The 20,286-nt window shown below is 68.7% G+C and carries 23 protein-coding genes; 21 read left to right on the forward strand and 2 right to left on the reverse strand.

Annotated features, from left to right (window positions below; genetic code table 11):
• Positions 1 to 7: 7 nt before the first annotated feature.
• Positions 8 to 697, reverse strand: a complete 690-nt coding sequence (locus MXC99_RS02840) for a Crp/Fnr family transcriptional regulator (protein ID WP_247724092.1) — start codon at positions 695 to 697, stop codon at positions 8 to 10.
• Positions 698 to 956: 259 nt separating this feature from the next.
• Here MXC99_RS02840 and MXC99_RS02845 point away from each other — a divergent pair, with 259 nt between their 5' ends.
• The 18 genes from MXC99_RS02845 to ccmI all read left to right on the forward strand — a co-directional run bounded on the left by MXC99_RS02845 (position 957) and on the right by ccmI (position 17,317).
• Positions 957 to 2,855, forward strand: a complete 1,899-nt coding sequence (locus MXC99_RS02845) for a HAMP domain-containing protein (protein WP_247724093.1) — start codon at positions 957 to 959, stop codon at positions 2,853 to 2,855.
• Between the two features lie 76 nt (positions 2,856 to 2,931).
• Positions 2,932 to 3,576 (forward strand): two-component system response regulator NarL, encoded by a 645-nt coding sequence (narL, locus tag MXC99_RS02850; RefSeq protein ID WP_247724094.1) that lies wholly within the window; start codon positions 2,932 to 2,934, stop codon positions 3,574 to 3,576.
• A gap of 95 nt (positions 3,577 to 3,671) precedes the next feature.
• Positions 3,672 to 4,229 carry a ferredoxin-type protein NapF gene (gene napF, locus MXC99_RS02855; RefSeq protein WP_432654222.1) on the forward strand — a complete coding sequence of 186 codons (558 nt, stop codon included), beginning with the start codon at positions 3,672 to 3,674 and terminating at the stop codon, positions 4,227 to 4,229.
• Complete coding sequence (locus MXC99_RS02860; RefSeq protein WP_247724096.1) at positions 4,226 to 4,480, forward strand: chaperone NapD; 255 nt, start codon at positions 4,226 to 4,228, stop codon at positions 4,478 to 4,480. Before napF ends, MXC99_RS02860 begins: the two co-directional genes overlap by 4 nt.
• Position 4,481: 1 nt before the next feature.
• Positions 4,482 to 7,028: a nitrate reductase catalytic subunit NapA gene (napA, locus tag MXC99_RS02865; RefSeq protein ID WP_247724097.1), complete on the forward strand. Its 2,547-nt coding sequence runs from the start codon at positions 4,482 to 4,484 to the stop codon at positions 7,026 to 7,028.
• 69 nt (positions 7,029 to 7,097) lie between these two features.
• On the forward strand, positions 7,098 to 7,979 hold the full coding sequence (gene napG / locus MXC99_RS02870; RefSeq protein WP_432654223.1) for a ferredoxin-type protein NapG: 882 nt from the start codon (positions 7,098 to 7,100) through the stop codon (positions 7,977 to 7,979).
• Positions 7,976 to 8,893, forward strand: a complete 918-nt coding sequence (napH, locus tag MXC99_RS02875) for a quinol dehydrogenase ferredoxin subunit NapH (protein ID WP_247724099.1) — start codon at positions 7,976 to 7,978, stop codon at positions 8,891 to 8,893. Before napG ends, napH begins: the two co-directional genes overlap by 4 nt.
• On the forward strand, positions 8,893 to 9,345 hold the full coding sequence (locus MXC99_RS02880) for a nitrate reductase cytochrome c-type subunit (RefSeq protein ID WP_247724100.1): 453 nt from the start codon (positions 8,893 to 8,895) through the stop codon (positions 9,343 to 9,345). The genes napH and MXC99_RS02880 overlap by 1 nt, the downstream gene beginning before the upstream one ends.
• 23 nt (positions 9,346 to 9,368) lie before the next feature.
• Positions 9,369 to 9,989, forward strand: a complete 621-nt coding sequence (locus MXC99_RS02885; RefSeq protein ID WP_282100123.1) for a NapC/NirT family cytochrome c — start codon at positions 9,369 to 9,371, stop codon at positions 9,987 to 9,989.
• 150 nt (positions 9,990 to 10,139) lie between these two features.
• Positions 10,140 to 10,766: a cytochrome c biogenesis heme-transporting ATPase CcmA gene (gene ccmA, locus MXC99_RS02890; protein ID WP_247724101.1), complete on the forward strand. Its 627-nt coding sequence runs from the start codon at positions 10,140 to 10,142 to the stop codon at positions 10,764 to 10,766.
• Positions 10,760 to 11,428, forward strand: coding sequence for a heme exporter protein CcmB (ccmB, locus tag MXC99_RS02895; protein ID WP_107219656.1), 669 nt, complete (start codon positions 10,760 to 10,762; stop codon positions 11,426 to 11,428). Before ccmA ends, ccmB begins: the two co-directional genes overlap by 7 nt.
• A gap of 62 nt (positions 11,429 to 11,490) precedes the next feature.
• A complete protein-coding gene (gene ccmC, locus MXC99_RS02900) occupies positions 11,491 to 12,267 on the forward strand; it encodes a heme ABC transporter permease CcmC (protein WP_247724102.1) in 777 nt (258 codons plus the stop codon).
• The gene (gene ccmD / locus MXC99_RS02905; RefSeq protein WP_247724103.1) at positions 12,267 to 12,494 is read left to right on the forward strand and encodes a heme exporter protein CcmD; all 228 of its coding nucleotides are present in this window, start codon (positions 12,267 to 12,269) and stop codon (positions 12,492 to 12,494) included. Before ccmC ends, ccmD begins: the two co-directional genes overlap by 1 nt.
• Positions 12,491 to 12,934, forward strand: coding sequence for a cytochrome c maturation protein CcmE (gene ccmE, locus MXC99_RS02910; RefSeq protein WP_107219658.1), 444 nt, complete (start codon positions 12,491 to 12,493; stop codon positions 12,932 to 12,934). Before ccmD ends, ccmE begins: the two co-directional genes overlap by 4 nt.
• 1 nt (position 12,935) lies before the next feature.
• The gene (locus MXC99_RS02915) at positions 12,936 to 14,918 is read left to right on the forward strand and encodes a heme lyase CcmF/NrfE family subunit (RefSeq protein ID WP_247724104.1); all 1,983 of its coding nucleotides are present in this window, start codon (positions 12,936 to 12,938) and stop codon (positions 14,916 to 14,918) included.
• A 20-nt stretch (positions 14,919 to 14,938) separates the two neighbouring features.
• Positions 14,939 to 15,532: a DsbE family thiol:disulfide interchange protein gene (locus MXC99_RS02920; protein ID WP_247724105.1), complete on the forward strand. Its 594-nt coding sequence runs from the start codon at positions 14,939 to 14,941 to the stop codon at positions 15,530 to 15,532.
• Positions 15,533 to 15,578: 46 nt separating this feature from the next.
• A complete protein-coding gene (locus tag MXC99_RS02925) occupies positions 15,579 to 16,100 on the forward strand; it encodes a cytochrome c-type biogenesis protein (protein ID WP_432654224.1) in 522 nt (173 codons plus the stop codon).
• Entirely contained in the window at positions 16,097 to 17,317 is a 1,221-nt protein-coding gene (gene ccmI / locus MXC99_RS02930) for a c-type cytochrome biogenesis protein CcmI (RefSeq protein WP_247724107.1), read from the forward strand. Before MXC99_RS02925 ends, ccmI begins: the two co-directional genes overlap by 4 nt.
• A gap of 29 nt (positions 17,318 to 17,346) precedes the next feature.
• On the opposite strand, the gene alr is transcribed toward ccmI, so the two are convergent.
• Positions 17,347 to 18,408, reverse strand: a complete 1,062-nt coding sequence (gene alr, locus MXC99_RS02935; RefSeq protein ID WP_247724108.1) for an alanine racemase — start codon at positions 18,406 to 18,408, stop codon at positions 17,347 to 17,349.
• Between the two features lie 185 nt (positions 18,409 to 18,593).
• On the opposite strand from alr, the gene MXC99_RS02940 reads away from it, so the two are divergent.
• The 3 genes from MXC99_RS02940 to MXC99_RS02950 all read left to right on the forward strand — a co-directional run.
• Entirely contained in the window at positions 18,594 to 18,866 is a 273-nt protein-coding gene (locus MXC99_RS02940; RefSeq protein ID WP_247724109.1) for a hypothetical protein, read from the forward strand.
• Positions 18,867 to 18,984: 118 nt separating this feature from the next.
• Positions 18,985 to 19,743 (forward strand): type IV toxin-antitoxin system AbiEi family antitoxin domain-containing protein, encoded by a 759-nt coding sequence (locus MXC99_RS02945; RefSeq protein ID WP_247724110.1) that lies wholly within the window; start codon positions 18,985 to 18,987, stop codon positions 19,741 to 19,743.
• Positions 19,736 to 20,286: nucleotidyl transferase AbiEii/AbiGii toxin family protein (locus tag MXC99_RS02950; protein ID WP_247724111.1), on the forward strand; the 551-nt coding region annotated here is incomplete at its 3' end. The genes MXC99_RS02945 and MXC99_RS02950, both read left to right, overlap by 8 nt.

Genomic DNA, 20,286 nt, shown 5'->3' on the forward strand with positions numbered 1-20,286 from the left:
GGATGCGCTAATGCGCGGCGCAGGTACGCAGCTGCGACAGCTTGTTGAGTACCATGCCGCGCCGGCCGCGGGGCCGGATCAGGCCTTCGCGGACGAAGTGCGCCAGCACCCGCGACAGCGTCTCCGGAGTCAGGTTGAGCTGGGCGGCGATGGTCTGCTTGTCGGTTTCGAGGTGGATTTCCCAATGCTCGGCATCTTCCGGCGCGAGCCGGGTCAGATAGTGGGCGACCCGCTGCGTGCTGCTCAGCTGCAGCTGCAGCTGCAGCGTCGACATCAGGTCGTGGCTGGCGGCGGCCAGGCGCAGGCCCATCGCCGTACAGAAGCGGTGGGACGCGTCCATCGCGCCACGCAGCGCCGCGGTCGGCACCAGCAGTAGCTCGCAGGCGCGCATGGCCTGCGCATTGACGACGTGGGGACGATCGAGGAGGGCGGCGTCTTCGCCGAAGAAGGCGCCGCTGGTGGCGATGCGGATGATCTTCTCGCTGCCCGAAGGGGACAGCACGAAACACTTCACGTCGCCGTCGACGACGAGGTGGACGCCGCGCGGGCGGTCGTCGCGCTGCACCAGCAGCTCACCGCGCGCGGCGTGGATCGGGCGGACGCTGGCGCTGACGCGTTCGAGCGTGCGGGGATCGAGGAGGTCGAAGGGGGCGAAGTCGGAAAGAGGGGGGGGCGGGCATTGTCGTTTGGTTTTCATGTCGTACTCCATGGCCAGCCGCAGCAGGCTGTGGCGGGTTTGTACACTAGCCTTCCCGGCCGGGCCACCGATCTCCGCGGATGGCGGATGCGTGGGCGGGATTCCTGCCATGTACCTCCAAGGAGGTATGGAATCATTTCCGTGATCCGATGGAGGATGCTGAATCTATGGAGTTTTCACCGACCAACGGCGCGCTTGCGGGGAAAAACGGATATGTCCACGTTGTTGCCGGCAGCGCCGGCATGACGGGGGCGTGCGGATGAACATGCAGCTCCCGCCGCCGGTGCTGCGGCGCTCGATCATGCTGCTGGTGACGGTGGCGATGCTGACGCTGGCGCTGATCGGTCTCGCCGGAATGAGCGCCTCGGTGCTGGTCGTCGAGCGCGCGCGCAGCAGCGCCGAAGCGATCAAGGTCGCCGGCAGCCTCCGCCGCTATGCGCAACGCATTCCGAGCCTGGCCGCGGTCGACAGCCTGGGCGGGCGCGGCTTGTCCGCGCGCGGGATGGCGGTGAGCGGCGACTTCGAGCGCCAGCTCGAACACCCGGCCCTGGCACAGGCGATCGCGCGCGCGCCGCAGGCGCCGTTCGCCGTGGCCTACCGCGGGGTGCACGCGGCATGGCGCGCGAGCCTGCGGCCGCGGCTCGAAGCGCTGTCCCGCGGAGGGGCGCTGTCGGCGGCCGAAATCGAACGGCTGCTGGCCGAGGTCGATGCCTTCGTCGAACAGATCGATGCGCTGGTAGCGGGGCTCGAGCACGACAACGAGGTCCGTGTCCACGGCCTGCACCGGACGCTGGCGTTGGCGATGGGGCTGACCCTGATTGTCGCCGTGATCGCGCTCGGCCTTCTCTACCGCGCCTTGCTGCGCCCGCTCGGCGGCCTCCTCGAGGCGGCGCGGCGTATCGCCGGGGGCGATTTCAGCGCGCGTGTGGGCAACACCGGCGAAGACGAAATCGGCCGTGTCGGCACCTCGTTCAACCTGATGGCGGGCGAACTGGAGAAGCTGTATGGCAACCTCGAGCGCCATGTTGCCGAGAAGACCACCGAGCTGCAGCGCAGCAACCGCGCGCTGGAGCTGCTCTATCACGCGATCACCCGCCTCTATCACAGCCCGACCGCGCCTGAAGCCTACGAGGCCACGCTGCGCGATATCGACCGGGTCGCCGGGCTGAGCGGCAGCTTCGTGTGCATCGAGCCCCAGGCCGAGGCCGCGGCGGCGGTGATCGCGTCGACGTTCGGTGCCTGCCCCGAACGCATCGCCCGCGGCGAGGACGCGTGCGCCGACTGCCGCATCAGCATGGTTCCGGGCAACGGCGACCTGTTGCGCTTTCCGCTGCGCGACCGCGAGCATCACTACGGCATGCTGCGCCTGGCGCTGCCGCCGGGGGCGGGCCTGGAGGACTGGCAGCGCCAGCTCGTCGAGGCCTTGTCGCGCCACATCGGCATGGCGCTGGGCGCGGCGCGGCGCGGCGAGCAGGAGCGCCTGCTCGCGCTGCAGGAGGAACGTTCGGTGATCGCGCGCGAACTGCACGACTCGCTCGCGCAGGCGCTGTCCTACATGAAGATCCAGGCCAGCCTGCTGCAGCGTGTGGCCGGCGATCCGGCGCGTGCGGCCGAAGCCGGGCCGATTCTGGTCGACCTGCGCACGGGGATCAATGCCGCCTACCGCCAGTTGCGCGAGTTGCTGGTGTCGTTCCGCCTCGGTCTGTCCGGCGACCTCGACCGCCTGCTCGGCGACGCGGTGCGGGAGTACGGCGCGCGTGGCAAGCTCGAGGTGGCGCTCGAGTTGCGTCTGGGCGACTGTGTCCTCAGTCCGAACCAGGAAGTGCATGTCCTGCAGATCGTGCGCGAAGCCTTGTCGAACATGGTGCGCCACGCCGGTGCGCGCCGGGCCCGGGTGGCCGTGCTCGGCAATGCCGGCGGCGAAGTCGGGATCGAAGTCGAGGATGACGGCGTCGGCCTCGGCGCCCCGCCCGAGGATGCGCGCAACCACCACGGACTGTCGATCATGCGCGAGCGCGCCCACAGCCTCGGCGGCGAGATCGAAATCGGCAACCGTGCGGAAGGCGGCACCCGCGTCGGGGTGCGCTTCGCGGCGGCGCGGGTGCTGGCTGGCGGCGCCTTCGGCGGCAAGGTCACGCGGCGCACCGCGACCGACTGACGGCGGGCAGCGAGCGCCCGCCCGCACCGAACCCGACCGCCCCTGGGCGGAATTTGAAGCCGGAGCTGCCTTGACGATGAACGAAACGCAATCGGTCCTGATCGTGGACGACCATCCGCTTTTCCGCAAAGGGCTGGCGCAGCTGCTGCGGACGATCGACGGCTTCCGGCTGGTCGGCGAGGCCGCCAGCGGCGAGGAAGGGCTCGCCATGGCGCGTGCGCTGCAGCCCGATCTGGTCCTGCTCGACCTGAACATGCGCGACATGAGCGGGCTGGACGTGTTGCGCAGCCTGCGCGGTACGCGCATCGGCGCACGCGTGGTAATGGTTACGGTGTCGGACCAGGGTGAGGACGTGGTCGCGGCGCTGCGCGGCGGCGCCGATGCCTACCTGCTCAAGGACATGGAGCCGGAAGAGATGCTCGGCGCCCTCGCCGAAGTCGCTGCCGGCCGGGTCGTGATTCCGCCGCAGCTCAACCACCTGCTCGCCGCCGCGCTGCGCAGCGAGGCCCGGCCGCAGTCGGTCGCCGCCGCCGGGCTCACCGAGCAGGAAGTCCGCATCCTCGAAAGGATCGCCGCCGGACTGTCGAACAAGCATATCGGACGCGAGCTCGACATCGCCGAAGGCACGGTGAAGGTCCACGTCAAGCACATCCTGCGCAAGCTCGACCTGCGCTCGCGGGTCGAAGCCGCGGTGTGGGCGGTCGAGCACATGCGCGGTTGATGGATCTCATGGTGGGTCGGAGATGCCTTGCCCATCATCGTGATATTTCATCATATTGATTTGAGTCAACAATCATACGGCATGGCTGGAGTGTAATGGCGCCTGCGCACATCGCAGGACCGTCCTTGACTTTCCTCTCCTCCACGCGCGTAGCGAGTTCCCGCCGGAGCTTCCTGTTCGGACGCACGCGCGCAACCGACCCCGCACTCCGCCCGCCCTGGGCGGCGGAGGATGACTTCGTCGCCCGCTGCACGCGCTGCGAGCGCTGCATCGAAGCCTGCCCCACCGCCATCCTGGTGCGCATGGACGGCGGTTTCCCCGGTGTCGATTTCACCCGCGGTGAGTGCACTTTCTGCGCCCGGTGCGTGGCGGTGTGTGAGCCGCAGGCCTTGCACCGCGCCGACGCAGGCACGTTGCCCTGGGTGCGCGTCGCGGCGATCGGAGCGGACTGCCTGGCCGCGCGCGGTGTGGAATGCCGCGTGTGTGGTGAGTCCTGTCCCGAAGCTGCGATCCGTTTCCGCCCCCGTCTCGGGGGCGTCGCATTTCCGGAGCTCGATGCCGCGGCCTGTACCGCCTGCGGTGCCTGCATCGGCCCGTGCCCGATGCGTGCGATCGACACGCGCAATCCCCTGCCTACGGAGAGCGAACCATGAATATTGCAAGTCTGGTCGTGCGGGCCTTTCCCGCGGATTTTCCCGCGATCGTCGAGGGCCTGAAGAAGGTCCCCGGGGTCGAGTTGCACGGGTCGTCCGCCGAGAAAGGCAGCATCGTCATCACCATCGAGGACGGCGCGGGCTGGTCGGTGACCGACTCGATTCTGGCGGTGAACCTGCTGCCCAAGGTGCAGGGATTGGCACTCGCCTACGAATACACCGATGAAGGTCTGGAATTGACGGAGGTCTGACATGAGCATGAATCGACGCGAATTCATCAAGAACAACGCGATCGCCGCGGCGGCGGCGACTGCCGGCATCGGCATCCCGGTCGTCGCCGAGGCGCAGCCGCCCGGCGCGGGCAGCACCAAGGTGCGCTGGGACAAGGCTGCCTGCCGTTTCTGCGGCACCGGCTGTTCGGTGCTGGTGGGCGTGCAGGACGGGCGCGTGGTCGCCACCCAGGGCGACCCCGACTCGCCGGTCAACCGCGGCCTGAACTGCATCAAGGGCTACTTCCTGTCCAAGATCATGTACGGCGAGGACCGCCTCACCAAGCCGCTGCTGCGCATGAAGAACGGCCAGTACGACAAGAATGGCGAGTTCGCGCCGATCTCGTGGGGCCAGGCCTTTGACATCATGGAGCAGAAGTGGAAGAAGGCGATCAGGGAGCACGGCCCCGACTCGGTCGCCATGTTCGGCTCGGGCCAGTGGACGATCTGGGAAGGTTATGCCGCCGCCAAGCTGATGAAGGCGGGCTTTCGCACCAACAACATCGACCCCAACGCGCGCCACTGCATGGCCTCGGCGGTGGCCGGCTTCATGCGCACCTTCGGCATCGACGAACCGATGGGCTGCTACGACGACATCGAGAACGCCGACACCTTCGTGCTGTGGGGCTCGAACATGGCGGAGATGCACCCCATCCTGTGGAGCCGCATCAGCGACCGCCGCCTGTCCAAGGAAGGCTGCGAAGTGCATGTGCTGTCGACCTTCGAGCACCGTTCCTACGAGCTCGCCGACAACCCGATGATCTTCGTGCCGCAGACCGACCTGGCCATCCTCAACTTCATCTGCAACTACATCATCCAGAACGGCAAGGTCAACAAGGCCTTCGTCGAGCGCAACGTCAAGTTCAAGATCGGCGAGGGCGACATTGGCTACGGCCTGCGTCCGAATCACCCGCTCGAGGCCAAGGCCACCAGCAACGGCTATCCGGGCGCGGACGGCAAGCCGAAGGGCAATACCGGCGCGGCGAAGGACTGCAGCTTTGACGACTTCGCCAAGTTCGTCTCCGAGTACACCGTCGAGAAGGTGGCGAAGCTGTCCGGCGTGCCCGCGGACCGCCTGATCAAGATGGCTCAGCAGTATGCCGACCCGAAACGCAAGGTGGTGTCGTTCTGGACCATGGGCTTCAACCAGCACACCCGCGGCACCTGGGTGAACAACATGATCTACAACGTCCACCTGCTGGTGGGCAAGATCTCCGAGCCGGGCAACAGCCCATTCTCGCTCACCGGCCAGCCCTCGGCTTGCGGCACCGCGCGCGAGGTCGGCACTTTCGCCCACCGCCTGCCGGCGGACATGGTGGTGATGAATCCGATGCACCGCGCGCTCAGCGAGGAGATCTGGAGGCTGCCCGAAGGCACCATCTCGCCCAAGATCGGCTACCACGCGGTGGCGCAGAGCCGCGCGCTCAAGGACGGCAAGCTCAAGTGCTACTGGACCACGACCACCAACAACATGCAGGCGGGTCCCAACGTCAATGACGAGATCTATCCGGGCTGGCGCAACCCGGAGGCCTTCGTGGTGGTCTCGGACGTGTACCCGACGGTCTCCGCGCTCTCGGCCGACCTGATCCTGCCGTGCGCGATGTGGGCCGAAAAGGAAGGCGCCTTTGGCAACGCCGAGCGTCGCACCCAGTTCTGGCGCCAGCAGGTGGCGGCGCCGGGCGAATCCAAGTCCGACCTGTGGCAGTACATCGAGTTCTCTAGGCGCTTCAAGGTCGAGGACGTGTGGCCGGAGGAGCTCATCGCGAAGAAGCCTGAGTACCGCGGCAAGACCCTGTACGACGTGCTCTACGCCAACGGCCAGGTGAACAAATTCCCGCTCGAGGACGTCGAGAAGGCCAACGGCCACGCCTGGGCCGGCTACATGAACGACGAGTCGAAGGAGCTCGGCTACTACCTGCAGAAGGGCCTGTTCGAGGAGTACGCCAGCTTCGGCCGCGGCCACGCCCACGACCTCGCCGACTTCGACGTCTATCACAAGGCGCGCGGCCTGCGCTGGCCGGTGGTCGACAACAAGGAAACCCTGTGGCGCTTCCGCGAGGGCTACGACCCGTACGTCCAGGCCGGCGAGGGCGTGAAGTTCTACGGCCACAAGGACAACAAGGCCGTCATCTTCGCGTTGCCCTACCAGGATCCGCCCGAGATGCCCGATGCCGAGTTCGACATGTGGCTGTGCACCGGCCGCGTGCTGGAGCACTGGCACACCGGCTCGATGACCCGGCGCGTGCCCGAGCTGCACCGCTCGGTGCCCGAGGCGCAGGTCTTCATGCACCCCGAGGACGCGCAGAAGCGCGGCCTGCAGCGCGGCATGGCGATCAAGGTGGTGTCGCGGCGCGGCGAGATCGTCGCCCGCTTGGAGACCCGCGGCCGCAACAAGCCGCCGGTCGGGTTGATCTTCGTGCCCTTCTTCGACGAAGGCCGGCTGGTGAACAAGCTCACGCTCGACGCCACCTGCCCGATCTCGAAGGAGACCGACTTCAAGAAGTGCGCGGTGAAGGTTCTCAAGGCTTGATGAGAGGAGGCGCGAGCCCTGCCCCCCCGCCGACCGGGGGGACGTGCGGGGGCGGGACTCGCGATGGTGATGAACGACAAGGTGCAATCGAGCGGACGCGATGCAGCCGCCCCGCGGTCGTCGCGCCGCCGCTTCCTGAAGGATGCGGCGGGCGTCGTTGGCGGGGCGGGTCTGCTCGCGCTCGGTGCCGGGATGTATGCGAAGCAGGCATCGGCGCTGCCGGTGACTGCCATTCGTCCGCCCGGCGCGCTCTCCGAAGACGATTTCCTTGCGGCCTGTGTGCGCTGCGGTCTGTGCGTGCGCGACTGTCCCTACAAGACCCTCAAGCTGGCCGAGCTCGGCGACGGGGTGGCGACGGGCACGCCGTATTTCGAGGCGCGCGACATCCCCTGCGAGATGTGCGAGGACATCCCCTGCGTGGCCGCCTGTCCGACCGGCGCGCTCGACCGTGCGCTGGTCGACATCACCAAGGCGAAGATGGGGCTGGCGGTGCTCATCGACCAGGAGAACTGCCTCAACTTCCTCGGCCTGCGTTGCGACGTGTGCTACCGGGTGTGCCCGGCCATCGACCAGGCAATCACCCTCGAGCGCATCCACAACCCGCGCTCCGACCGCCACGCGATGCTGCTGCCGACCGTGCATTCCGAGTACTGCACCGGCTGCGGCAAGTGCGAGAAGGCCTGCGTGCTGCCCGGCGAGTCGGCGATCAAGGTGTTGCCGATCAGGCTGGCGCAGGGCTCGAAGGCGGAGCATTACTTTCGCGGCTGGGAAGAGAAGGAAGCCGCCGGCGGGTCGCTGATCGGCGACCAGATCGAGCTGCCGGTGCGCGGCCTCGAAGGCAGGGCCTACGGCGACACCCGGGTCGAACCCGGGCAGGGGCCGGCTCAGGTGCACGAATACGCGCCCGCGAGACCTGCGGGCAGTGGTCTCGATTCGGGGTGGAAGCCATGAGCGCACACGTGAGCTCCGGCGCTGCGCCGGAACGCAAGGTCCCGCCCACCAGTGTGCGCGGCGCGGTCGCGCGCCCGGGGCGCGAGGCGGTGGAGGCCAAGGGCTGGTTGCGGGCGCACAAATGGCTGCTGTTGCGGCGTACGTTGCAGCTCGGCATCCTCGCGCTGTTCCTCGCCGGACCCTGGCTGGGGTGGTGGATCGTCAAGGGCAACCTGTCGTCCAGCCTCACCCTCGGCGTGCTGCCGCTCACCGACCCCTTCCTGGTCGCGCAGCAGCTCGCCGCCGGGCACTGGCCCTACCAGGAGGCGCTGCTTGGGGCCGGGATCGTGCTCGTCTTCTACCTGCTGTTCGGCGGGCGGCTGTTCTGCTCGTGGGTGTGCCCGGTCAACCTCGTCACCGACGCCGCCGCCTGGCTGCGCCGGTGGCTGGGCCTCAAGGGCGGCAAGGCGCCGGCCGGCAGCACGCGCTACTGGCTGCTCGGCTTCGTGCCGGTGATCGCCGCGACGACCGGTGCGCTGGCGTGGGAGTGGGTGAATCCGGTGTCGATGTTCCACCGCAGCCTGATCTTCGGCTTCGGCCTGGCCTGGGGCATCGTCGGCGGCATCTTCTTCTACGACCTGCTGATCGCGCCGCGCGGCTGGTGCGGCCACCTGTGCCCGCAGGGCGCCTTCTATGCGCTGCTCGGGCGGGCCTCCGTCGTCAAGGTCGCGGCCGCCAAGCGCAGCGCGTGCAATGACTGCATGGACTGCTTCGCGGTGTGCCCCGAGCCGCAGGTCATCCGGCCGGCGCTCAAGGGGGCCGGCCAGGACCATCCCCTCATTCTGGATGCCGGCTGCACCATCTGCGGACGCTGCGTGGATGTGTGCGGCAAGGACGTTTTCCGCATTACGACCCGATTCAACAGGAGCGAGTGATGAAAAAACAAACCCGAAATCTGGTGCTCGCACTCGTCGCCGCTGTCGGCTTCGGTGCAATGGTGCCGCCCGCAGCGCTGGCGCAGGCGGTCAAGAGCATCCGCGGCGCGGATGTGGCAGACCAGGAACTGCAGGTCGGCAACTACAAGCCGATCCCCGATCAGGCGCCGATCGACCGCGACTACGTGCAGCAGCCGCCGCTGATCCCGCACAAGGTCGAGGGCTACGAGGTCTCGATCAACTTCAACAAGTGCATGGACTGTCACGCCTGGAGCCGCTACAAGGAGTCCGGCGCCACCAAGGTCAGCCTGACCCACTTCAAGGATCGTGACGGTGGCGAACTCTCCAACATCTCGCCGCGGCGCTACTTCTGCATGCAGTGCCATGTGCCCCAGACCGACGCCAAGCCGCTGGTCGGCAACAGTTTCCAGCGCGCTGAAGGCCTGCGCTGAAGCATCGATAGACGGGGATCGATATGACCGACAACAACGAGAGCCTGATGCAGCGCATCCGCGGTGCGGGCTGGGGCGCCATCGTCCTGCTCGTCGCCGCGGGGGTGGTGTTCTGGGGGGGCTTCAACTGGGCCCTGGAGATGACCAACACCGAGAGGTTCTGCATTTCCTGCCATGAGATGGAGGAAAACGTCTTCAAGGAGTACCGCAACACCATACACTACCAGAACCGCACCGGCGTGCGCGCGACCTGCCCGGACTGCCACGTGCCCAAGGAGTGGGGGGCGAAAATGATCCGCAAGATCAAGGCCTCGCGCGAGCTCTACGGCAAGGTGATGGGCACCATCGACACGCCGGAGAAGTTCGCCGCGGAACGCCTGCGCCTGGCGCAGAACGAGTGGACCCGCATGAAGGCGAACAACTCGCAGGAGTGCCGCAACTGCCACAACTACGAGTACTTCGACTACTCGGTGCAGGGCCGCCGCTCCAATCAGATGCACCAGGCCGGCTTCGCCGAGGGCAAGACCTGCATCGACTGCCACAAGGGCATCGCCCACTCGCTGCCGCCGGTCGACCAGCATATCGGCGCACCGCGTGAGGGGGTCGCGCCCGAGGTGATGCATCCGCCGGTGAAGAAGGACTGAGCCGCACGCCGCGGGGTTCCGTGGTGGTGCCGCGCCTACGGGAAAGCTGCGTTCCCGAGGGGCTCTGCGGCGGGAGGACGTTGTGCGCCACCGAAATTCTCCCGCCGTGCCGGTTCCGATCCCGCACCGGCTGTGGTTCAATCCTCCCCCATGCTTGAAACCCGAGATCTCGCCTGCCTGAAGGGCGATCGCCTGCTGTTCCGCGACCTCGCCTTCCGCCTCCAGGCGGGCGGGCTGCTGCGCGTGGCCGGTCCCAACGGCGTGGGCAAGACCAGCCTGCTGCGCCTGGCTACCGGGCTGGCCCTGCCCGAGGCCGGCGAGATCCGCTGGCGCGGCGAATCGATCCGGCGCGCGCGCGAGGCTTTCCACGGCGAGCTGCTCTACCTCGGTCACGCCGCTGCGCTCAACGACCTGCTGAGCCCGCTGGAAAACCTGCGCTTCGCCTGCGCCGCCGCCGGCGACGTGGTCGACGAGAAGGCCTGCGTCCACGCCCTGGAGCGGATCGGCCTCGCGCGCCAGCTCGACCTGCCGGCGCGGGTGCTGTCCCAGGGCCAGCGCCGGCGCGTCGGCCTGGCGCGCCTGTTCCTGTCCGCCGCACGGCCGCTGTGGGTGCTCGACGAGCCGTTTACCGCGCTCGACGTCCATGCCGTGGCCGATCTTGCCGCGACCTTGTCGGCGCACTGTGCCGGCGGCGGCATGGTGATGCTGACCACCCACCAGGATGCGCCGTTCGCGACGCCGCCGGCGGTGCTCGACGTCGGGGCCTTCGCGTGCTGAGCACTTTCCTCGCCGTGCTGCGCCGCGATCTGCTGCTCGCCTGGCGCGGCCGCGCCGACGTGCTGGTCACGCTCGCCTTCTTCATCATCGTGGTCTGCCTGTTCCCGTTCGGGGTCGGCGCCGAACCCAACCAGCTGCGCGCGATCGCCCCCGGCGTGCTGTGGGTGGCGGCGCTGCTCGCCTGCCTGCTGTCGCTGCACCGCCTGTTCGCCCAGGACTACGTCGACGGAACCTTGGAGCAGCTTCTCCTGTCTAGGGAACCGGCCGCGCTGTGGGTGACGGCGAAAGTGCTCGCGTTCTGGCTCAGCACCGGCCTGCCGGTGGTCGCGGTGGCGCCGGCGATGGCCTTGCTGCTTGACCTGGAGCAAGGTGGTCTGGCGGTGCTGGTACTAAGTTTGACGCTCGGCACGCCGATCCTGGCCCTGCTCGGAGCGGTGGGCGCGGCGCTGACCCTGGGCCTGCGCGGGGGCGGCATGTTGCTGGCGCTGCTGGTGCTGCCGCTGTTCGTGCCGGTGCTGATCTTCGGCGCCGGCGCGGTGGAGGCGGAGCTGTCCGGCTCCGGCGCGGCGGCCCATCTGCTGCTGCTGGGGGGCGGGCTGGCCGGCGCGCTCGCGCTCGCTCCGATGGCGTGTGCGGCGGCGCTGAGAATTTCGACCGATTGACGACACCTGCGGAGACCTTCCCGAAAAGGGCTCCGCCAACCTGTAAAGCGACTTTTCAGCGCATGAACAAACCCGAACGCGCTCGCAGCCTGTTCCGCTTCGCCGCCCCGCAGCACTTCTATCCTCTTGCCGGCCGGCTCGCGCCCTGGTTCGCGGCGGTGGCCGCGGTGCTCGGTGTGGCCGGCCTGTGGCTGGGCTTTTTCGTCGCCCCCACCGACGCCACCCAGGGCGAGGTCTACCGGGTGATCTTCATCCACGTGCCGGCAGCCTGGATGTCGATGTTCATCTACCTGGTGATGGCGTTCTGGTCGGCGGTCGGCCTGGTCATGAACACCCGCCTGTCCTTCCTCATGAGCCAGGCGCTGGCCCCGACCGGGGCGCTGTTCTGCGTCGTCGCGTTGTGGACCGGCGCGCTGTGGGGCAAGCCGACCTGGGGGGCGTACTGGGTGTGGGACGCGCGCCTGACCTCGCAGCTGCTGTTGCTGTTCCTGTACTTCGGTTTCATCGCCCTCACCCGCGCGATCGAGGACCCGCGCCGTGCCGACCGCGCCGGGGCGATCATCGCCCTGGTCGGCGCGGTGAACGTGCCGATCATCTATTTCTCGGTGCAGTGGTGGAACACCTTGCACCAGGGCGCCTCGGTGAGTCTGACCAAGGCGCCGTCGATGGCCGCGACCATGCTCGCCGGGATGCTGGTGATGGCGCTGGCGTCCTGGGCCTACACCCTGGCGGTGGTCCTGTGGCGGGTGCGGCCGATGATCCTCGAGCGCGAGCGTCATACCGAGTGGGTGGGGGCGGTGCTCGAACAAGAGCTGCGAAGCGGCGGAGGGCGTGCCTGATGTCGTGGGAAAGCTGGTCCGCGTTCTGGGACATGGGGGGGGCGGCCTTTTACGTGTGGGGCAGCTACGGCCTCGCCCTCATTCTGGTGGCGCTCGAGCTGATGCTCGTGCTCCAGCGCCGGAAAGACACTACGCGCCGCCTGCTGCGTTGGCGGCGCGCGCTCGGCAAGGATGCCGGCAGGCAAAACGGCGGTGAGCCCGAACCCGCCACGGAGTCCGAAAGATGAAAGCCCGCAACAAACGTCTGATCCTCGTCGGCAGCGGCGTCGCCCTGCTGGTGGCCGCGGTGGCCCTGGTGCTGAGCGCGTTCCAGCAGAACCTGGTGTTCTTCCATACGCCGTCCGAAGTGGCCGCAGGCAAGGCGCCGACCGGCAAGACCTTCCGCATCGGCGGGATGGTCGAGGAAGGTTCGATCGCGCGCGAAGCCGACGGCCTCACCGTGCGCTTCGCGATCACCGACACCGCGAAGATCATTCCCGTGACCTATCGCGGCACGCTGCCCGACCTGTTCAAGGAGGGTAAGGGCGCGGTGGTGCAGGGCCGCCTCGAAGGCGGCGTGTTCCGCGCCACCGAAGTGCTCGCCAAGCACGACGAGAACTACATGCCGCCCGAAGCCGCGCACGCCGTGGAGCAGGCGCAGAAGGCCGCGCAGACGGTGAGCCAGTGACATGATTCCCGAACTCGGACATTTCGCCCTGATCCTTGCCCTGGTGCTGTCCCTGGTGCAGGCGGTGGTGCCGCTCGTGGGCGCCCGCCGCAACAGCTTGGCGCTGATGGCGGTCGGCCGCCCCGCGGCGCAGGGACAGTTCCTCTTCATCCTGGTCAGCTACCTGTGCCTGACCTGGGCCTTCGTCAGCAGCGACTTCTCGGTGCAGCTGGCGGCGTCCAACTCGCACAGCGCGACTCCGATCTTCTACAAGATCACCGGCGTGTGGGGCAACCACGAAGGCTCGCTGTTGCTGTGGGCGATGTCGCTGGCGCTGTGGACGGTGGCGGTGACGGTGTTCTCGCGCCACCTGCCCGAGGCCTTCCTCGCCCGCGTGCTCGGGGTGCTGGGCTGGGTCAGCGCCGGCTTCATCTCGTTCATGCTGGTCACCTCCAACCCCTTCGACCGCCTGCTGCCGGCCGTGGCCGACGGGCGCGACCTGAACCCGCTGCTGCAGGATCCGGGGATGATCATTCACCCGCCGCTGCTCTACATGGGCTACGTCGGCTTCTCGGTGGCCTTCGCCTTCGCCATCGCCGCGCTGCTGTCAGGCCGCATGGACGCGGCCTGGGCGCGCTGGTCGCGGCCGTGGACGACGGTGGCGTGGGTGTTCCTCACCGCCGGCATCGCGGTCGGTTCGGGCTGGGCCTACTACGAGCTGGGCTGGGGCGGCTGGTGGTTCTGGGATCCGGTGGAAAACGCCTCCTTCATGCCCTGGCTGCTGGGTACCGCGCTGATGCATTCGCTCGCCGTCACCGAGAAGCGCGGCGCCTTCCGCAGCTGGACGGTGCTGCTGGCGATCGGCGCGTTCTCGCTGTCGCTGCTGGGCACCTTCCTGGTGCGTTCGGGGGTCATCACCAGCGTCCATGCCTTTGCCACCGATCCCAAGCGCGGCCTCTACATCCTCGCCCTGCTGGTGGTGGTGATCGGCTTCTCGCTGCTGCTGTACGCGGTGCGTGCACCGAAGCTCGCCGGTGGCGGCAGCTTCGGCTTCGTCTCGCGCGAGACCACGCTGCTCGGCAACAACGTGCTGCTCACCGTGGCGTCGGCTTCGGTGCTGCTCGGTACGCTGTACCCGCTGTTTCTCGACGCCCTCGGCCTGGGCAAGATCTCGGTCGGCCCGCCTTACTTCGAAGCGGTGTTCGTGCCGCTGATGACGCCGGTGGTGGTGCTGATGATGTTCGGCCCCTTCCTGCGCTGGAAGGACGACGACCTTGCCGCGGCGCTGCGCAAGGTGGCGCCGGCCTTCATCGTCAGCGTCGCGATCGGGGTCGGAGTGGCCTTCGCCGTCGATCATCCGACCTGGCGCACCGCGCTCGGCCTGGCGCTCGCCGCCTGGGTCGGGCTGGCCAGCCTGCAACTGCTCCATGGCCGGCTGCGGGAGCGCGCCGGGGCGTCCATCGCCTCGCGCCTGCGCTCGATCACGGCGTCGTGGTGGGGCATGTGGTTCGCCCACCTCGGTGTCGGCGTGTTCATCACCGGCGTGACTCTGGTTGGCAGCCTGGACCAGCATCTCGACGTCCGGATGCAGCCCGGCCAGCACGCCGAGCTCGCCGGCTACAGCTTCACCTTCCGCGCTGCAGTCGAGGCCGACGGCCCCAACTACGACGCCGAGCGCGGCATCATCGACGTCGCCCGCGACGGCCGCGCGATCGCCACCCTGACTCCGGAAAAGCGCCTGTACTGGGCGCAGGGCATGCCGATGACCGAAGCGTCGATCGACATCGGCCCGTTCCGCGACGTCTATGTGTCGCTCGGCGAGCAGCTCGAGGACGGCGCCTGGATCGTCAGCCTGTACTACAAGCCCTTCATCAGCTGGGTCTGGCTCGGCTGCCTGCTGATGGGGCTGGGCGGGCTGTTCGCCGCTGCCGATCGCCGCTACCGCCGCCTGGCCGCGCGCGACGCGGCGGCCGGTGCCGGCCAGCGCATCCCCGCCTCGGTTTGAGCGGAGCATCAAGGACTCTCATGAAAGCCAAGTTCCTCGTTCCCCTCGCGTTGTTCTTCGGCCTGGCGGGTTTTCTCGCCTTCGGCCTGACCCTCAACCCGCGCGAAGTGCCTTCGCCGCTGATCGACAAGCCGGCGCCCGGCTTCAGCCTCGCCCGACTCGACCAGCCGGAACAGCGCTTCGCCCTCGAGGAGATGCGCGGCGAAGTGTGGCTGCTCAACGTCTGGGCGTCGTGGTGCGTGGCCTGCCGCCAGGAGCACCCGGTGCTGGTGCGGATGGCGCAGCAAAAGCTGGTGCCGATCGTCGGCCTCAACTACAAGGAAGTGCGCGGCGACGGCGCGATCAACGCCCGCGGGATGGCGCTCGAAGCCGAGACCGGGCTGGCGATCGAGCGTGCGCGGCGCTGGCTTGCCGATCACGGTGACCCCTACGCCTTGTCGGTGCTCGACATCGACGGCCGGGTCGGGATCGACTTCGGCGTCTATGGCGTGCCCGAAACTTTCCTCATCGACCGCGAAGGCCGGATCCGCTACAAGCACATCGGCCCGATCACCCCGGACAGCCTGCAGAGCGAGTTGCTGCCCCGGATCGAGGAGGTCCGCCGTGCCGGTTGAATGCTTGTCCGCCGCGCCCGGGCGGCGCTTGTCCGGCACTTTCGGCATGATCGCCCTCGCCTGTGTGCTGGGGCTGGCGCCTGCCGTGCAGGCGGCCGGCACGCCGCCCGCGGCGGTCGATTCCGGAGTGGCGCCGGCGGTGGTTGCCGACCCCGCGCTCGAGGCCGATGTCATGGCCCTGGCGCACAAGCTGCGCTGCCTCGTGTGCCAGAACCAGTCGATCGCCGAATCCAACGCTCCGCTCGCGGTGGACTTGCGCAATCAGGTGCGCGAGCAACTCGCCGCCGGCAACAGCAAGGGCGAAGTGATCGATTATCTGGTCGCCCGTTATGGCGACTTCGTCCTCTACGAGCCGCCGTTCAAGGCCACCACCGCCCTGTTGTGGGGCGGGCCGCTGCTGCTGCTGCTCGGCGGCGCCGGCTGGCTGGCGTACCGCCTGCGCCGGCGCCAGGCCGAAACCGCCGCCGAAGGCGCGTTGAGCACGGCCGAACGTGCCCGCGCCCGCGCCCTGCTGGCCGGCGGCGAAGCGCCCGCCGCCCCCCCTGAATCCCCGGAGTCCCGCTCGTGACCGTTTTCGTCTTGTTTGTCTGCCTGCTGCTGGCGGCCGCACTGCTGTTGATCCTGCCGCCGCTGTTGGGGGCGGGAGCGCGGCAGCGGCGGGCGCAGGCCCGGCAGGAGGCGCTGGCGCTGGCCGTCCTGCGCGAGCAACTGGTCGAGCTCGATACGGAGCTGGCCGTCGGCCACATCGACTCCGCCAGCCACGCCCAAAGCCGCGAGGAACTCGAGCGCCGCGCCCTGGAAGAAGGCGAGGCCGCAGTGGAAGCGACTGGAGCGGCCGACCCCCGTCCCCGTCGCGCCTGGGCGCTGGGGCTCGCGCTGGGTGTGCCGGCGCTGGCGGTGGCCGGCTATCTGGCGCTCGGTGAGCCCGAGGCCCTCAATCCGCGGAACATCGCCGGCCAGCAGGGCTTCACCCAGGCTCAGGTGGCGGAGATGGTCGGTGCCCTCGAAGCGCGCCTGGCGCAGGAGCCCGACAGTGTCGAAGGCTGGAGGATGCTTTCCCGCACCTATCTGGTGCTGCAGGACTACGCCAAGGCCGAGGCGGCCTACGCGCGCCTGGGGAAACTGGTGCCGAACGACCCCGACGTGCTTTCCGACTGGGCCGACGTCGTCGCCATCCAGCGCGGCACGGTCATCGGCGACGCCGAAGCGCTGGCGCAGCAGGCGCTGGACGTGGCGCCGACGCACCCGAAGGCGCTCGCGCTGGCCGGCACGGCGGCCTATCAGCGCGCGGACTACGCTGCCGCCGCAGGCTACTGGGAGCGCATCCTGGCGCAGATTCCTCCCGGTGAGGAGGTCGCCAAGGGCGTGCGCGCCAGCGTCGATGAGGCTCGCGCCAAAGCCGGCCTCGCTCCGCTCGCCGCCGATGCGGGCAGCCCTGCGCCGGGGGCGACGCTGGCGCTGAGCGGCCGTCTGGAAGTCGATGGCGCGCTCGGCGCGCAGGTCGCGCCCGAGGACGCGGTGTTCGTCTTCGTGCGCGGCGATGACGGCGGTCCGCCGCTGGCGGCGCTGCGCTTCAAGGGCAGCGAGCTGCCGGTGGATTTCCGTTTCGACGGGGCACCGATGATGGGGGCGGAGGTTCCGGTGCCCGCGCGCGTGGTGGTGGCGGCGCGCGTTGCCAAAGGCGGCGACGCCACGCCGCGCAGCGGCGATCTCGAAGGCGCGAGCGCGCCGGTGGCCGCCGACGCGCGTGGAGTGAAGGTGGTGATCGACCGCGTGCGCGACTGAGCCGCCGAGGCGGGGCCCGCCGCCGCGGTTCAGCCGCAGTACTCGAAGCGCACCCGCTTGACGTTGCACAGCAGCTCGTAGGCGATCGTTCCGGCGGCCTGGGCGACCCGGTTCACCGCGACTTCCTTCCCCCATAGCTCGACCCGGCTGCCGATCCCGGCACCAGGCAGCGCGCTCAGGTCCACGGTCAGCATGTCCATCGACACCCGGCCGATCAAGCGCGCGGGGGCGCCGTCGATGCTGACCGGGGTGCCGTCGGGCGCCGTTCGCGGATAGCCGTCGGCATAGCCCAGGGCGACCAGGCCGACCCGGGTCGGGCGCTCGGCGACGAAGCGCCCGCCGTAGCCGAGCGCCTCGCCTGGCGCGATTTCGCGCACCGCCATCACCGCGCTTTCCAGCGTCATCACCGGCTGGAGGCCGCCGTCGCCGTCGGCGAGGGGGGAGGCGCCGTAGAGCAGGATGCCGGGGCGGGCCCATTCTCGGCGGGCCTGCGGCCAGCCGAGAATGGCGCCGGAGTTGGCCAGGCTGCGGGTGCCGGGCAGGCGCGCGGTGGCGGCGTCGAAGCGGGCGATCTGCTCGGCGGTGGTGATGACCTGGGGCTCGTCGGCACGGGCGAAATGGGTCATCAGGGCGATCTCGCCGACCTTGCCGCAGGCGCGCAGGCGCCGCCACGCGGCTTCGACCGCGTCGGGCAGGAAGCCGGCGCGGTTCATGCCGGTGTTGATCTTCAGCCAGACGTCGAGCGGCGCGGCGAGCGGCGTCGTCTCCAGCATGCGCAGCTGGGCCTCGTGGTGCACGACCAGCCACAGGCCGTGGGTGGCGGCCGCGTCCAGCTCGGGAGCTTCGAACACGCCCTCGAGCAGCAGGATTGGGCGGACGATGCCGGCCGCGCGCAGCTCCAGCGCTTCTTCCAGGAACGCGACGGCGAAGCCGTCGGCTTCGTCGGCGAGCGCCCGAGCGCAGCGCACGGCGCCGTGGCCGTAGGCGTTCGCCTTGACCACCGCGAGCGCCCGGCTGCCGTGGCGCCGGCGGGCGAGGCGGTAGTTGTGACAGAGGGCGTCGAGGTCGATCAGGGCGCGGGCGGGGCGCATGGCGGGATACGAGAGCGGCAAACAGGCATGGTGGAGTGAAACCGGGAGGATCGCAATATGCGCGAGCCGTGCCGGGCCACGACTGGCCCCGCCTCCTGCTGCGGGCTAAGCTGTAAGCGGAAGCGTAGCGCCCACCGGAGAGGCGAGCGGACACCCGCACTGTGAGTTCTGCCGGGGAGATATGCATGAGCACTGAATCGGAGCACGGGCAAAAAAATGCCTCCACGCTGAGTCTGCGGGAGGCGGCGCAGTTGCTGAGTGCCGAGGGGCTTGGGGTGTACGAAGGGGAGACGCTGCTGGCAAGCGCCATCCAGCGCGGTGAACTGCACGCCGACGTGATGCGCTGGGCAACCGAGCAGTGGGACGGCCGGCATCTTCCGGGCAACATCAACGCTCGCCAGACCCGAATCGAACGTGCCGATTTCGACGTCTGGCGGAGCCGCCGGGCGGCGAGTTGAAGAGGCGGTATACCCCCGGAAAGCAAAAGGCTGCAGTAGATCAGGCGTTGCGCTACTTTTCCTACTCGTTCTTGCGATAGCTGCCAGGGCTGATTGGATTCCGTGATATTTTTAAAGTATGGATATAAATTCACGGCATCAGGTAATCAAGCGACTGCAGGCGGGACTCCCCCGCGGGGCGCCGTTCGACCTTGCCACCCTGAGCCAGTTCGGGGTGTCGCCCCAGCTGGCCGCCCACTATGCCGACGGCGGGTGGCTCGTGCGCCTGGCCCACGGCGTCTATGCCTTCCCGAACGATGAGTTCAGGGTCTACGGTGCGCTGAAGTTCCTGCAACAGCGCGTGCCCGGCCTCCACGTCGGCGGCAAGAGCGCCCTGGCCCTGCAGGGGGTGCGGCACAACCTGGGCAGCCGGGAGGCGCTGGTGCTGTGGGGCGACGGTCGCTTCGCGTTGCCGGCCTGGTTCACTTCGCGCTTTCCGGCCCGCTATGTCCACGCCCGCCTGTTCGACTGGCCGGACACGGCGCTGGCCGGTAAGACCCTGACCACGCCGCCTGGCCTGCCCGAGGATCTGCGGGTGGCAGCCTCCGAGCGTGCCGTTCTGGAGCTGCTGTACGAAGCCGGCGTCAAGCAGAGCCTCGAAGAGGCCCGCAACATCTTCGATGGACTGCGTTCCCCCCGCAAAGACTTGCTCGGACAACTGCTGTCCTGCTGCACCAGCGTGAAGGCCGTGCGCCTGTTCCTCACCTGGGCGCGCGAGACCAGCCTCGTGGATGTCGATGCCCTGCTGGAGCAGTACCCGGTTCGCACCGGCAGCAACACGCGCTGGATGAGCCGGCTCGATGACGGCACCCTGCTGAGCCTGAGACCTCATGGATAAGACCTACGCGGACACCGTTCGCCTGCTGCTGGCCGTCGCGCCCGACGTGTTCGCCAATGACATCTTCGCCATGAAGGGCGGCACGGCCATCAACCTCTTCGTGCGGGACATGCCGCGCCTGTCGGTGGACATCGACGTGGTGTACCTTCCGTGGCAGACGCCGCGCGACGAAGCGCTGCAAGCCATCAACCAGGAGCTGGCCGCCATCGCCACGCGCGTTGCACCACTGGGCGTGCAGACACGCCTGGTTCGCGCCAAGGACTTGGGGGACACCAAGCTGATCGTCGAGAACGACGCCGGCCAGGTGAAGATCGAGGTCAACGTCGTGTTCCGCGGCAGCGTGCTGCCCGTCGAGCGGCGGCGGCTGAGCGCCAAGACCAGCGATCTGTTCGGCGTCGAGTTCGAGCTGCCGGTTCTGGCACCGGACGAGCTGTACGCCAGCAAGCTGGTGGCCGCGCTGGATCGGCAGCACCCCCGCGACCTGTTCGACGTGTGGCAGCTCTTTGAGTCGGGCGACATCAGCGACGGCATGGTCGAGTGCTT

Origin of the sequence: Thauera aromatica (assembly GCF_023093595.1) — a bacterium.
Classification (GTDB): Bacteria; Pseudomonadota; Gammaproteobacteria; order Burkholderiales; family Rhodocyclaceae; genus Thauera; species Thauera aromatica_A.